Origin of the sequence: Cohnella algarum (assembly GCF_016937515.1) — a bacterium.
Taxonomy (GTDB): domain Bacteria; phylum Bacillota; class Bacilli; order Paenibacillales; family Paenibacillaceae; genus Cohnella; species Cohnella algarum.
Genome location: NZ_JAFHKM010000002.1, coordinates 2897291 through 2911599 on the forward strand (window position 1 = coordinate 2897291; position 14309 = coordinate 2911599).

Sequence of the window (14309 nt, forward strand, 5' to 3'; positions counted from 1 at the left end):
GCGAAGCCGACTCCGGCGAGGACGGTTCATTGTGCCGGATCGATCGCCGTTAACCGGATCGGATACGTCTCAAATGGGCCGGGCCCATACGAAGACCGAAGTCGAATCAAGGGAGGAACTTACAGGTGTTACGGAAATCGCGTGAAGCAAGGAGCGAATCGGCGAAAATCGGAGGGGCGCCGAACTTCAAGCGCCGTTGGCGGCGCGCGCGGAATTGCGGGTTGACCGGGCTGCTCGCCTTGTCGCTGCTGACGGGCAGCGTCGGGCAGCTTGCCTATGCGCAGGAACGGCCGGCTGCCGATCCTCTGGCGTCGCTCGACGATTGGATCGGGCAACTGGTCGGAGAGCCGCAAGATGAAAACGGGATTTCGATCGGGGATGCCGTATACGGGGATGAAGGGAGCTTCTCCGTTGCGGATGCTGTATATGGCCTTCCGGTCAAGATCAGCGCTGCTGTCGGAGGAGCGCCGGGCACGGGCGACAGCATGTCCCCCTCGGCGAGCGGGGACGGCCGGTATGTGGCGTTCGCATCGACGGGTACAAATCTGGTGGATGGGGATACGAACGGCAAGCAGGACGTGTTCCTCCACGATCGGCAGCTCGGCACGACGAAGCGGGTAAGCGTCTCCGCCGGGGGCGAGGCGAACGGCGACAGCTATGCGCCTTATGTCAGCTTCGACGGGTCGTACGTGCTGTTCACGTCGAAGGCGACCAATCTGGTTGCCGACGATACGAACAACCACGAGGACCTGTTTCTCTACGAGGCGGCATCAGATATGGTGCACCGGGTTGCCGCGTACGTATCCGGCTCGGAATACGCCGGGATGGGCAGTTCCTACGGGATCAGCGCGGACGGCCGGTATGTCGCCTATGCGGGCAAAACCGGCTCGACCGGCGATCACGACATTTGGCTGCTGGACCGGCGGACAAGCGTTGTGAAGCGCATCGCCCGGCAAAATTACATCTACGAGACGTTCCGGGCGAGGGTGTCGATCAGCGCGGACGGCCGCTTTATCGCCTTCGATTCGAGAGGCACGAGGATCGTGCCCGACGATACGCGAACGAATATCGGCGCGAACGACCGGGCGGTCTATTTGTACGATGCCGCGCTGGACGAAATGAAGATGATCAGCCGGTCTCCGTCCGGCGAGCGCGGCAATCATTACAGCTATTATCCGATCGTAAGCGCCAATGGCCGTTATGTCGCCTATTTATCCAAAGCGAGCAATATCGTCCCGGCGGATACGCAAAATACGCAGGACGTATACGTTTATGACCGACTGACCGGCACGACGGAGCTGGCCAGCCCGAACGGCCAGGGCGCGCAGGTCGACTCGGATGCCTACGATCCGTCGATCAGCGCGGACGGGCGCTACATATCGTTCCACGCCGACGGAGCTTTCGATCTGGCTGACGGCGGCAGGACGGACGTGTACGTACGCGACCGGGTTGCCGGCACGACGCGCTGGGTCAGCAAGACGGCGGGCGGCGGCAACGCCGATCAGCCGGCGGATCGGGCGGTGCTGAGCGCGGACGGAGGCACTGTCCTTTTTGAGACGAGCGCGACGAATATGACGGAGACGGCCGATGCGGACGCCGTCCGGGATTTGTATGCCGTAGCGCTGCAGACGGATGCCGTAGCGCCCGAATGGCCGGAAGGCGCGTCCGTAACCGCCGCGCCCGGAGGCACGTATATTGCGCTGAGCTGGCCGGCCGTGCCGGGAGCGACCTGGTACAAGGTGTCGATCGACGGCCGGGTCGCGGGCGTGACGTCCGATACGTCGTTCGCTTTCGACGGGCTGGTGCCGGGAACGGCGCACAGCTATCGCGTGGCGGCGGGGACGTCCGGCTATGTTTGGTCGGAGTGGACGCCGGAATCGATGGCGACGACGCTGTCCGAACGGGAGACGACGGCTCCGCCTGCCGCGAACATGACGGTTGCGCCGGTGCTCGGCGGCGCGCAGGTCGCGTGGACGTATCCCGCGGATCCCGACGTCGTCGGGGCGAAGGTGCGCTGGCGCAAGCCGGGCGGCACCGTCTACGAGTCGCCGCTGTACCCGAGAAGCGTCACCTCCGCGATCGTGCCGAATTTGGAGAACGGCGTCTCCTACGAGTTGTCGGTCGCCATCGTAGACGGCGACGGCAATCGGGGCGAAAGCCCGTGGACGCGAAGCAAGCTGCCGAACGGTCCGGCGCTGGTGCGAATCGACGTGCTGCGGGGAACGGGGCAGCCCGCGCCCAGCTACAACGCGCAGGCGCTCGACTTGAGCGCCGACGGCCGCTATACGCTGTTCGCAACCGACATGCACGGACTTGTTCCGGAGGACGATCGGGCGGAACCGTACAATCCGTATTCCTCCACGCACCAGCTGTATTTGTACGACGCGGACCTCGGCTCCGTCACTCTCGTCAGCCGCAGCGCCGACGGCAAGCCGGGCAACGGCAATTCGAACAACGGTTCGATCAGCGGCGACGGCCGATACGTCGCCTTCGGCTCCCGGGCGTCGAATCTGCTCCCAAATACGCCGGATACGAACGGCAGGTGGGACGTGTTCCTGCTGGACCGCGACGTGAACGCCAACGGCGTCTTCGACGAACCGGGCGACACCTCGTTGTCGAAAATCAGCACGCCGCTCGGGGACGGCGGCCAAGCGGACGGCGACAGCTCGGGTCCCGACATGAGCGCCGACGGCAGCACGATCGTATTCAGCACGAACGCGCGAAACCTCGTGGAAGGGGCGCCGACCGCAGGTTATTACAACGTCATCTACGATACCGTCACCCGCGAGATGGGGCCGCTGATCATGCCCAACGGCGAATCGCCGGGAACGGGCGGCGACGCGATGGACATCAGCGCCGACGGCAAGACGATGGTCTTCTACACGTACAAGCCGCTCGTCGATAGCGATAACAACGATACCTTCGACACGTACTGGTACGACCGACGCGATCCGGAAAGGCCGCGCATCGTCTGGCTGAGCAGCCTCATTGCCAATCGAAAAAATGCCGGTTCGGCCTACCTGGACGGCAGCGGCAGGTATGCGGCGTTCAACATGACGATGTCGAACAATAGCAGGCAGGCATTCGTGTTCGACTCCCAGGCACCGGAGGGCACTGCGCCCGAACCGTTGATCGCAGTGCCGGAAGGAAGCCCGATGACGCTGGATTCCTTGACCGTATACGGAATGACAAACGACGGCAGGCAAGTGCTGTTCAGTTCTTCCGGCAAGCATATCGTGCCCGGCGATACGGACAACATTGCGGATATGTTCCTGTGGGACCGGGAGGCGAAGAAAGCGTCGAGAGCTTCGATTCCGTACGACCCGGGCGTGAAGCTTACAAGCTCCCCGTATGACGGCATCGTGAGCGGCGACGGAACGCGCATCGCGTACGAATCGACGATGATGAACATGGTGCGCGGAAGCGAGCGCACCGAATACGGCTTATACGTCCAGCGCACCGCGCCGGCTGCGGCGGGGCTGGCGGATCTGGAGCTGACCCTGCAAGGGACGGAAGTCCGGCTGGCATGGGACGGTCCGGAAGAGGGCAACGAAATCGCAGGCTTCCGCGTCGTGAGGAAGCAAGGGGAAGGCGATTGGGAGACGCTGGCGGACAGGATCGACGCTGCGGCGCGCACGTATACCGATCGAACGGCCCAGCTCGGCGGGACGTATACTTATGCCGTGTTCAGTCTCGACGTCAACGGCACGGCCGCGCCTTACTCCGCGGAAAAGACGATTGCGATCGGCGGAAGAGGAATCGATACGTTCACGCACACGATGCCGCTGTACTTCCGGCAATTCGCCGGACAGGGCGAGCGCATCGCCCTCCGGATGACGGGGGAGCCGGGGCGGAATCGGAAGCCGAATTGACTTATGCGGATAGCGAGGGGGTTGAACGAACGGCAACGGCGGAGCTGGCGGAAAGCTTGCCCGGCGTCTACGAGGGAGAACTTGCCGTACCGGAATTCGCCGCGGAGCTTCTGTCGCTGAAGGGCGTGCTGAATACGGACGAAGAGGAGCATGAGAAGGAGGCGCTGCGGCAGCCGATCCCGGTCGGCGCAACGGTAATCGTGGAGTTGACCGGTCAAGCCTCGCCACCCGACGATGGCCTGCTGACGATGCGCAGTACGTCCGCTCGCGCCAGTCAGACGGCGATTCTGAATGGGAGGCGGACGCTCGAATTCAAGGGAATGCCGGCGGCGGGCGACTATACGTTCACGTTGACTGGAGCGGGCGGGGTCGATCTGCTTGCCGAAAACCCGGATCCGCTCCCGCCGCTCATCGTGCGCCAGGGCGATCGGCGCGAAGATATCGAGCTCGAGCCGATGCTGCCGGCCAGCCTGTCGCTGACCGTAACGAATGACCGCGGATCGTTCAGCGGGGTCCATGTCGTCGTCGCCGACGAAAACGGGGACACATTGGCAACCGGCACGACACTGCAGAACGGACGGCTGGCGTTCCCGCCCTTTCGGCAAATGGTCGGCAAGAAGGCGAAGATTTTCGCCACCCCGTCCGATCCGATTTACGCGCCTTTCGAGTTGACGCTGGAGCTCAGGCCGGGCAGCCAGCACGAGTCGATCCGCATCCCGCTGCGAACGGATGCCGAGATTGCGGGAACCGTCGTCGACCCGGAAGGCAAGCCGGTTCGCGAAGCGACGGTGCAGGCTTACTTCCGGGGAAACAGCTTCCAGACCGTCACCGACGACAATGGCGAGTATTCGATCCAGGTTCCGACGGGAGACGTTCAACTTCAGGTATCGCTCGGCGGCCGGTTCGGCGGAGGCGGGAAGACGCTGAGGACGGAGAGCGGCCAAACGCTGCGGTACGATTTCCGGTTCAGCACGCCGGTACCGGCGGTCGTCAAACTGAACTTGTACACGGAAGACGTGAACGGCACGTGGATCGGACCTTACGATCTGGATTGGCGGGAATTTGTCCATTTCCGCATCCGTTCGACGGGCCATGTGACCGGATCCGGGCAACCGATTCTCGTGTACGCGGCTGTCGGCGACAAGGTGAACATATGCGCGGACGGGGTGGAAGGCGGGTACGGTTCGGGCTGCGTCGAAGTCGTGATCGACGACGACCGCCGCGTCGAAGCGGAGCTGAAACTTAAGCGGTTGCTAAGCAACGTCGAGGGCGGTTTGACCGAGTCGCCGGCAACGTTGATCGTAAACAGGCTGGAAGAATCCGGAAGGCGAAAAAATGTCGCCGCCAGGACGGTGTCCGACAGCCGCTTCTCGATCGACCTGCCGGGCGGGGGACTGTACGAGCTCAGGGTTCAATATTCGAAATCCGGCGCAACGGCGATTCGCACCTTCGAGGTGGACGACAACGACGTCGTCGATCTGGGCGAACTGAGTGCGGAGCCGACGGGCACGTTCGCCCGGCAAGCGGGCAACTATGTGCTGCTGGGCACTTCCAATGCCGTGCCCGGCACATCCGTCGCGGTCCGGATCGGCTACCGCAACGGCGGCGTGCCGCAAGCGGGATCCGCGACGGTCCGGCTCGATGTGCCGGCCGGGGCGGCGCTCGTGCCCGGCAGCGTCGTATGGAACGGCCGGCCGGCGACGCTTGTCGAATCGGATGGCGTTTATTCGCTTGAGTTGGGGAACGTTCCGGCACTGGGTGCGGGTACGATTCAGTACTCTCTGATGCTGCCGAGCGAATGGGCGGGAAGCAGGCTGAACGTTTCGCCGCGCATCTCGTTCGCCCGGGGAGGCGAGCGCGTCGAGGAAGAGCTCGGTTACGCGAGCGCCGCCGTCGCGCAGGTGACGCTGGTTGCGCCGGACCGCACCGCCTCCCGCGAGTTCCGGGTAACGGGGACGGCGCCGGCCGGCAGCCGCGTCGTCGTTTACGCCGGAGATGCGGCGGTCGGCGCGGCCGAGACGACGCCCGCAGGGCGATGGGGCATCAAGGCGGCAATGGCCGGGACCGGCTTCGCCGACCGGTGGCAATTGCGCGCCGTCGCCTCGCTCGGCGACAAGACGTGGAGCAGCGAGCCGAGAACGGTCGAATACGACGAAAATCACGTCGAGCCGATCGCCTTCACGCTGCAGCAGACCGACGGGCGTCTCATCGAGCTGGATCCGCGGGAGAATGTGCCGCGATTCCCGTACGTGTTCGCGCCGAGTTTGCCGTTCGTGCTCACGGTCACGTTCAATCATCCGGACCGGGTTCGGGACGTCGCGTTTTATATCGGCGACACCCGCGTCGAGGCTTCGCTGAAAAACGGCGTGCATACGGCCGTGGTGAGCGGGATGGCAAGGCCCGGCCCGATCGGCATCGACTATCGCGCGCTGGAGACGCCGACCGGGTGGGACGGTCGGGTTCCTTCGTCCGCCGAAATTCGCGCCGCGCTGCCGCCAGCCTTCCGCGATGCAGTGACGGACAATTTGACCGTTTCGCCGCGCAGCCCGGACGGCAACCGGCAGTCGATGTCTTTTTCCGGCAAGCTGCCCGGTTCGTCCGGCGACGTCGACATGACGGTGACGGCTTCGCTGGAGCGTACGACCTACACGCCGACGGCAGCCGACCTGGCGCTGGCCGAAGAGACCGGAATTCCGCTGTACGGCTTGAATCTCGGTTCTTCGTTCAACAATGGCGTGCTCCGAATCGAGCTGACCGGGTATTTGCAGGAGGCGGCGTTCCGGAGCGGATTGAACGTCGGCGAGGCGATGGCGCTGCTGACGGCCGGAGCCGACGCGCAGGCGGCCGCGGCGCTGCGGTCCTCCGGGGCCGCGGACAAAGGAGCGGAAGTGCGCGCGCTGAACAGCGGGATCGGCGCGATCGCGACGCGCGTCGTCGTCTTTTTCGGGAAGGAGCAGGGAACGAATACGTGGAAGACGATCGACGCCGCCTACAGCATCTATGACGGGCGCGGCAGCGGCGACGTGCTCGACCGGTTGGCGGGGCTGATGGATCGGGTCGCGCTGCATTGCGACAAGCGCATTCAGGATGTGTATTACGACCATATCAACTTTTTGAAAAACCATCTGATCGCGGTGGAACTGACCAAGGCGGCGATCATGGTCGCCGGGGCGGCCGCGGGTCCGGCCACGTTCGGGATCGGCACCGTCGCGCTGTTCCTCGTAAGCAACATGACGGGCAAGGTGCTGGACGCGCAGTTGCACGGGATGATCGACCGTCTGGAGCTTGAGATTAAGAACTCCGACTACTGCGAGCCGGATTCGAAGCCGAAGCGGGACATCGCCGATCCGGAGTGGATTTACGACCCGAGCGGCTACGTGTACGAAGTAACCGAGGACAACCGCATCGAGGGCGTTCGGGCGACGGCGCTGCGCTGGAACGAGGAGGCCGAACGCTGGGACGTGTGGGACGCGGAATGGTACGGACAGGATAATCCGCTCTACACGGACGCGAACGGTCGCTATGCCTGGGATGTGCCGGAAGGCAAATGGAAGGTAAGGTATGAAAAAGAAGGTTATCTCCCGGCAGAGAGCGAAGAGCTGGTCGTACTGCCGCCGCATTTCGACGTCAACATCCCGATGGTGTCCACGTTGCCGGCAAAGCCGGTCAGGGTCGAGGCGGCGCCCGGCGGCGCCTACGTCGACATCTTGTTCGATCGCCATGTCGACGGCGATGCCGTGTCGGGACAATTGCTGGCCGTCATTGACGACGAAGGCGATGTGCCGGGCACGTGGGCCGTCGCGGGGGCGGTGACCGACGGCGACTCCAAACGCGTCCGCTTCACGCCCGATGCGCCGCTTGCGAACGGCACTTATCGAATTTATGTCGATGGCGGACTGACGAGCTACGCCGGCATTCCGCTCGCCGAACCTTACGACGAAGAGTTCGAGGTGACGGAAGAGGGCGCGAAGCCGGCGGAAGTGCTCGAGTTGAAGGCCGAGGCCGACAGCGGTACTGCTCTTGTAACCTGGAAGCTGCCGGACGATACGGAATTGAGCCGGATGGAGGTCGCTTACCGGCTCGCAGGCTCGGGCGGCGAGTATACGGTCGAGGAGCTGCCGGACGTTCGGACGTACGCTCTGCTGAACGGACTCGAGGCCGACACGAGCTACGAAGTCAAAGTTCGCGCTTACGATGCTTTTGACAGATTCAGCGAGGCGACCGTTACCGTCGGCACGGCCGGACTGCAGCAGGCATCCGGCGACTTCACGCCGCCTGGGCCGGTGTCGGGCGTTGCGATGACGCCGGCCGCGAGCAGCGTGGCAATCGCGTGGACGGACCCGTCAGATGCCGACTTGTCGGCCGTTATGATCCGGTGGACGAAGCAGGGCGAATCGGCAGCCTCCGAGCCGGTTTCCGTCCCGAAAGGCAAAGGCGGCTACACGATCGACGGCCTGACGCCGTCCACGGCGTATGAAGTCGAGATTTGGACGGTAGACAACACGGGCAACGCTTCGCCGGCGCTGACGCTGTTCGCGACAACGCTAGCCGGGGATGACCCGGGCAATCCGGGGAATCCAGGTAACCCCGGAAATCCAGGCAACCCAGGCAATCCGGGTACTCCCGGTACCCCCGGCAATCCGGGCGGAGGCGATTCGGAACGCGCGGACATTGGCGAGGCAGGCGGCGAGCTGGAGTTTTTCGGCGGGGCATTCAAGCTGTGGCTGCCGAAAGGCGCCGCAGGCGCGGCGAAGCAAGTCGCGGCGACTCGACACGCCGAAGCGCCGACGTCCGGCAAATTACGGTTGTTATCGAAGGCGTACGAATGGAAGCTCGAACCGGACGGCGGCCGGCTGGCCGCCGCGGGCAAGCTGACCATCGCTTACGACGCGGCGCTGCTGGAGGGGGCGGACATCCGCAAACTCGGCATATACCTGCGGGATGACGCCGACGGAACCCGGTGGACGTACGTTGGCGGCATCGTCGACGGATCGGCGCACACCGTGACTGCCGAGACGACGGATCCCGGCACGTATGCGGTACTGCTCGCCGAGCTTACGTTCGGCGATCTGGCGAATCACTGGAGCCGCGCCGATGTTGAAGTTCTGGCGGCCCGCAGCATCGTGAGCGGCACTCCGGACGGCTACTTCCAGCCGAACGGCCGGATCACTCGGGCCGAGTTCGTGAAGCTGCTGATGCCGCTGATCGGCGCCGGCTCGACAGCCGGGACAGCGCTGCTCTTCGACGACGTGGCGCCGGACGCCTGGTACGCGCCGTTCGTCTCCCGGGCGGCCGCGGCCGGCATCGTGCAAGGCGCAAGCGGACGGTTCCGGCCGGCAGACCCGGTGACGCGGGAAGAGATGGCGGTCATGCTGTTCCGGGCGCTTCGCGTCGACCCGGACATCAAGCTGAACGCGCAGGCGGTGCTTGGCGGGTTTGCGGACGGCGATCGGGTATCGGACTGGGCGCTGCTGCACGTCGCCTATGCCGTGCAGAACGGTTTGCTGCAGGGAGGCGGAGGCGTCAGCCTGCATCCCGACGCGACCGCCACGCGAGCGGAGGCTGCCGTCATTGTGCTCCGCGCGCTAACCGCGCAGGGACTGATTGTAGCCAAACCATAAGCAAGAGAGGAGGGACTGTCCGGACAGGGGCAGTCCCTCTTCCTTCATTCGCGGCTTGCGATCAAAGCAATCGAATCAGATCCCTTGGGACGCGAGCCTTTGCAGATCCTGCGCCGACTTATCGTTGCCCTTGTGCAATAGCCGGAAGACGAAGTTCAACGCTTCCACGCGATCATTCGCGGCGAAGGTTCGCAGGGGTTGCAATAGGAGCCAAGCGAATAGGCAATCTATTGCAATTAGCCGGGTTCTCAGATAAGCTAGAAATATATTCGGTCCTGAAGCACAGGCCGCCTACCGTTATTTATACGGGGGCGGCTTATTTGTTTGTCCGGGGTTATGGGCCGGAGCGCAAACTTTCAAGGGGATGGGGATAAGTGATGAAAGCGAATAAGGCGGATGACAGGAGGGACACGCGGAAAATGGAAGGGAGGAAGGAGAACGGCAGGCTCGAGGGGAAAGAGGCGAAATTTGACACGGCTTTTGAGCGGGAATACGGGGAGATGATGAACGCTGCGATCAAGAAGAGCCGCGGCGAGAGGAAGAGGAGGCTGTTGGAGGAACATGGTTTCGCGGAGAAAATGCTGGCCTACGTATGGTGGCAAGCCGTAGGCAACCTGACGCATTTTCATCCCGAGTACGAAATAGTCGACTTGCGGGGCGGAATCCGGTTCGCCGATTATGCCTATCTACCTTCGCCTGTGTTCGGTCTGCTGCTGGAAGTGGACGGCTTCGGCCCCCATTGGCGTGACATCAGCCGCTGGAAATACGACGACAACGAAGAGCGGCAGAACCTGCTGCTTATTGATGAATGGAAGCTGTTGCGCTTCTCGTACGACGGGGTCATGGAGAAGACGGCCCGTTGCAAGCAGACGATCTTAATGGCGCTTGCCCGGTGGGGCCGTCCTGTCGGCGGAGAAAAGGTGAAGCTGAATGTTTATGAACGGGCTGTGCTGCACTATAGCCGATCCATTGGCGGGGAGAAGTTCACGACGAGCCAGATCGCCAAGGCGTTCGATGTGACTCGCAAGACGATAGCCCCGCACCTGGAATCGTTAGTAGAGAAGAATAAGTTAACTGCGGTTTTATCGCCGAAAGGGTGGCGGACAGGATATAAGGAGAGTCGAAAAAGATTCTAACGATGATTTTCGATAGGAAATAAGCAGCCACGACTCAAATGGGGAGGCGGCGTGCGCGGCGGAGGGCTGAGATGAGTACATATTACTCAAGTGAAAGCGGCCGTATTCGGATGGCGGGCCGAGATGAGCAGCCACGACTCAACTAGGACGACGGCGTGCGCGGCGGAGGGCTGAGATGAGTACATATTACTCAAGTGAAAGCGGCCGTATGCGGATGGCGGGCCGAGATGAGCAGCCACGACTCAACTGGGGAGGCGACGTGCGCGGCGGAGGGCTGAGATGAGTACATATTACTCAAGTGAAAGCGGCCGTATTCGGATGGCGGGCCGAGATGAGTAGCCACGACTCAACTGGGGAGGCGGCGTGCACGGCGGAGGGCTGAGATGAGTACATATGACTCAAGTGAAAGCGGCCGTATGCGGATGGCGGGCCGAGATGAGTAACCACGACTCAACTGGGGAGGCGGCGTGCGCGGCGGAGGGCTGAGATGAGTACATATTACTCAAGTGAAAGCGGCCGTATCCGTATGCGGAAGGCGGGCTGAGATGAGCAGCCACGACCCAACTGGGGAGGCGGCGTAAGCGGCGGAGGGTTGAGGTTGATGCCCAATATAAAACCCGCCCCCCGCTCGCGGCGAGGGGCGGGAAACCGGCGGATCAATAAGGATTCTTTTTCGAGTTCAGCAGCTCGGACAGGAACGCGAGGGTCAGGCCTTGGCCCCAGCCCTGGATGCGCTTGTCGGGCACGCCCTTGTAGCCTTCGGCGTCCTCCATGACGGCCGTGCCGGCGGATACGCCCGTGACCGTGCCGTCGTCGGTAATCCGCGCCAGGACGCCGTCGATCGCCTTTTGCGTGTACTTGTTGTACAGGCGGCCTTTGGTCAGCAGCGCGCAGGCGATGCCGGCGGAGCCCGACGTTTCGAGCGGCGAGGTCGGGTCGGTCGTGATCGTGTGCCAGAGGCCGGACTCGGGGTCCTGCAGCCGCACGAGGGCGCTCAGCTGGTCGCGCAGCGAGCCTTCGATGATCATGAACGAAGGATGCGTGACCGGCACGATATCGAGCGCGCGGGCCATCGTCAGCGCCGCCCAGGAGTTGCCGCGGGCCCAGAAGACGCCCGACATGTGGTTGCCGGCAATGTTGTCCCAGCCGTGGTAATACAGGTTGGTCACCGGGTCCTGCAGGACGTTCTCATGACCGTGATACTGGCGCAGGCCGTCCTCGAAGTATTCCTTGCTGCCGAGCAGCGCGCCGATGCGGAGCAGGAAGAAGCCGGCCATGAACATCGTGTCGACCCACGCTTGCTCGGGGAAGTTGTACGTTTCGGAGTTGACGGTGTGCTGAAAAATGCCGTCCCCGAAGCGGGCCGCTTCTCGCGTCAGGTACTCGGCCATTTCCTTGGCCGTTTCGATATATTTTTCTTCCTTGGTCGCTTCGTAAAGCGCGAGCAAGGAGTGGCCGATCGATACCCCGTTGACCGACAGCTTGGGCAGTCCGTCCTCCATATTTTCGTCGACCCACGCTTTTACTTTTTGCAAGTATTCCTCGTTGCCCGTCGCCTTGTAAGCTTCGCAGACGCCGTAGAACGCGACGCCCCCGGGCCAATCCCAGCTGAAATCCATGCGGAACGTGCGGTCGACCACCCGGTCGATGGCTTGGCGGATCCGATTTTCGTCAAATACGAGTGCAGGCATAGCTTCCAACTCCTCCAACATGATGTTTTATCCTTTCAAACCGCTTGTCGCGATGCCGTCTACGATATACTTCTGGAAGATGAAGAAAATGACGAACACCGGGATGAGCGACAGCGACGACATGGCGAACATTCCGCCCCAGTTGTTGAGCGACTCGCCGTCCAGGAACAGCTTGAGCGCCAGCGATACCGGATACAGCTCCGGCTTGTTCAAGTACAGCAGCGGATGGTAGAAGTCTTCCCACGTCCAGTAGAAGGAGAAAATCGCTGCCGTCACGAGGGCGGGCACCGTCAGCGGCAAAATAATCCGGAAAAAGATGCCGTATTTGCTGCAGCCGTCCATTTTGGCGGCTTCGTCGAGGTCGACGGGCACGGTGCGAATGAACTGCATGATCAGAAAGATGAAGAACGGGATGCCGAAAAACTGCGGGACGATTATCGGCTTGAACGAAGACAGCCAGCCGAAGTCCGTGAACATGATGTATTGCGGAATGATCGTCACGTCTCGCGGCAGCATGAGCGTCATCATCATGCAGGCGAACCAGAAGCCGCGTCCGAAAAATTTGATCCGGGTAAACCCGTAGGCGACGAGAGCGGAGCTGGCGACGGCCCCGATCGTGGACAGGAAGACGATGATGAACGAGTTTTTGAAAAAGGTGTCGAACGAGTTGCCGGCGAACCCGGCCCAGCCGGTGACGTAGTTTTTCCATTCGAGCTTGCTCGGAATGAGGCTGTACGCCGTCGTGAATATTTCGTTGTTCGGCTTGAGGGAGCTCGCGAACAGCCACAGGATCGGATAGATCATGACGAGCCCCAGGCCGCCGACGAGGACGTGGTACGAGATCCGCTTCCAAAGCTTGGTCGAGTGCGCCATATCAGTTGTCTCCTTTCGACTCGTAGTGGACCCAGAACTTGGATGTCTTGAACAGAATGAGCGTCAGGACCGCGATGACGATCAGCATGACCCAGGCCATGGCGGAAGCGTAGCCCATCTCGTAAAACTCGAACGCTCTCTTGTACAGGTACAACGAATACAGCAGCGTCGTATCGAGCGGTCCGCCTTCGCCGCGGGAGATGATGTAGGCCGGCGTAAAGGTCATGAAGGCGGAGATCGTTTGCATGATCAGGTTGAACAGGATGATCGGGCTGAGCATCGGCAGCGTGATTTTGAAAAACTGGCGGAATCTGTTCGCCCCGTCCACGCTGGCGGCTTCGTAGTAGTCTTTCGGGATGTTTTTGAGCCCGGCAAGGAAGATAAGCATCGAGGAACCGAACTGCCAGACCGACAGCGCGATGAGCGTCCAGAGCGACGTGCTCGGATTGCCGATCCAGGACGTGCTGCTCTCGATGCCGATCAGGCCGAGCGCCGAATTGATCAGGCCCTGGTCGCCGAACACCTGCGTCCACAAAATCGAGACGGCGACGCTGCCGCCGATCAGGGACGGCAAGTAGTAGGCCGAACGGTACAGTCCGATGCCGGTTACCGCCTTGTTCAAAATCATCGCCACGAGCAGCGCGAACGCCAGCCGCAAAGGAACGCTCGCGACGACGTAGTGGAGCGTGACTTTGACCGAATTCCAGTATTTGTCGTCGTCGGTGAACATCGTTTTGTAGTTGTCCAGGCCGACGAAGTCGGGAGCGGTCAGCAGGTTGTAGTTCGTAAACGAGTAGTAAAGGGAGGAGAACATCGGGAACACGATAAAAATCAGGAAGCCCAGTATAAACGGGGCGGAAAAAAGATACCCGACCACATGGTCGTTGTGGCGCAGCTTCATAACATCAACTCCCTTGGGCAGTAGTCGCGACGTATGTTGGTTCATAGCCGCCGTCCGTGTAAACGCTTATATCCATAGGTTCATTATGAAGGCTGAAACGAACGATCAGAAGGCAAAAAACCGTTCTTTTTGTTTAATTAGCCGACATGAACGGGGCGGGCGAAGGGCGAAAATTTCGGGTACATCCGGCGTTGGCGGGGAGGGCGGGAGGCATG

General features: G+C 62.1%; 6 protein-coding genes. 3 read left to right on the forward strand and 3 right to left on the reverse strand.

Annotated elements, in window-relative coordinates; all coding sequences use genetic code 11:
- The first annotated feature begins 125 nt into the window (after window positions 1-125).
- The 3 genes from JW799_RS13180 to JW799_RS13190 all read left to right on the forward strand — a co-directional run bounded on the left by JW799_RS13180 (window position 126) and on the right by JW799_RS13190 (window position 10629).
- Window positions 126-3872 carry a PD40 domain-containing protein gene (locus JW799_RS13180; protein WP_205430169.1) on the forward strand — a complete coding sequence of 1249 codons (3747 nt, stop codon included), beginning with the start codon at window positions 126-128 and terminating at the stop codon, window positions 3870-3872.
- Window positions 3869-9493, forward strand: a complete 5625-nt coding sequence (locus JW799_RS13185; RefSeq protein WP_205430170.1) for an S-layer homology domain-containing protein — start codon at window positions 3869-3871, stop codon at window positions 9491-9493. Before JW799_RS13180 ends, JW799_RS13185 begins: the two co-directional genes overlap by 4 nt.
- A 419-nt stretch (window positions 9494-9912) precedes the next feature.
- Complete coding sequence (locus JW799_RS13190) at window positions 9913-10629, forward strand: DNA-binding response regulator (protein WP_139787183.1); 717 nt, start codon at window positions 9913-9915, stop codon at window positions 10627-10629.
- A 656-nt stretch (window positions 10630-11285) separates the two neighbouring features.
- Here JW799_RS13190 and JW799_RS13195 read toward each other — a convergent pair.
- The 3 genes from JW799_RS13195 to JW799_RS13205 are packed head-to-tail and all read right to left on the reverse strand — an operon-like array spanning window position 11286 to window position 14094.
- The gene (locus tag JW799_RS13195; protein ID WP_080835260.1) at window positions 11286-12320 is read right to left on the reverse strand and encodes a glycoside hydrolase family 88/105 protein; all 1035 of its coding nucleotides are present in this window, start codon (window positions 12318-12320) and stop codon (window positions 11286-11288) included.
- A 27-nt stretch (window positions 12321-12347) separates the two neighbouring features.
- Complete coding sequence (locus JW799_RS13200; protein WP_080835257.1) at window positions 12348-13193, reverse strand: carbohydrate ABC transporter permease; 846 nt, start codon at window positions 13191-13193, stop codon at window positions 12348-12350.
- A 1-nt stretch (window position 13194) separates the two neighbouring features.
- Window positions 13195-14094: a carbohydrate ABC transporter permease gene (locus tag JW799_RS13205; protein ID WP_080835254.1), complete on the reverse strand. Its 900-nt coding sequence runs from the start codon at window positions 14092-14094 to the stop codon at window positions 13195-13197.
- Window positions 14095-14309: the final 215 nt, after the last annotated feature.

Bases quoted from the DNA above. Each gene is read 5' to 3' on its own strand.
- JW799_RS13190 (WP_139787183.1), top strand. From the start codon at position 9,913: ATGGAAGGGAGGAAGGAGAACGGCAGGCTCGAGGGGAAAGAGGCGAAA.
- JW799_RS13195 (WP_080835260.1), bottom strand. From the start codon at position 12,320: ATGCCTGCACTCGTATTTGACGAAAATCGGATCCGCCAAGCCATCGAC.
- JW799_RS13200 (WP_080835257.1), bottom strand. From the start codon at position 13,193: ATGGCGCACTCGACCAAGCTTTGGAAGCGGATCTCGTACCACGTCCTC.
- JW799_RS13205 (WP_080835254.1), bottom strand. From the start codon at position 14,094: ATGAAGCTGCGCCACAACGACCATGTGGTCGGGTATCTTTTTTCCGCC.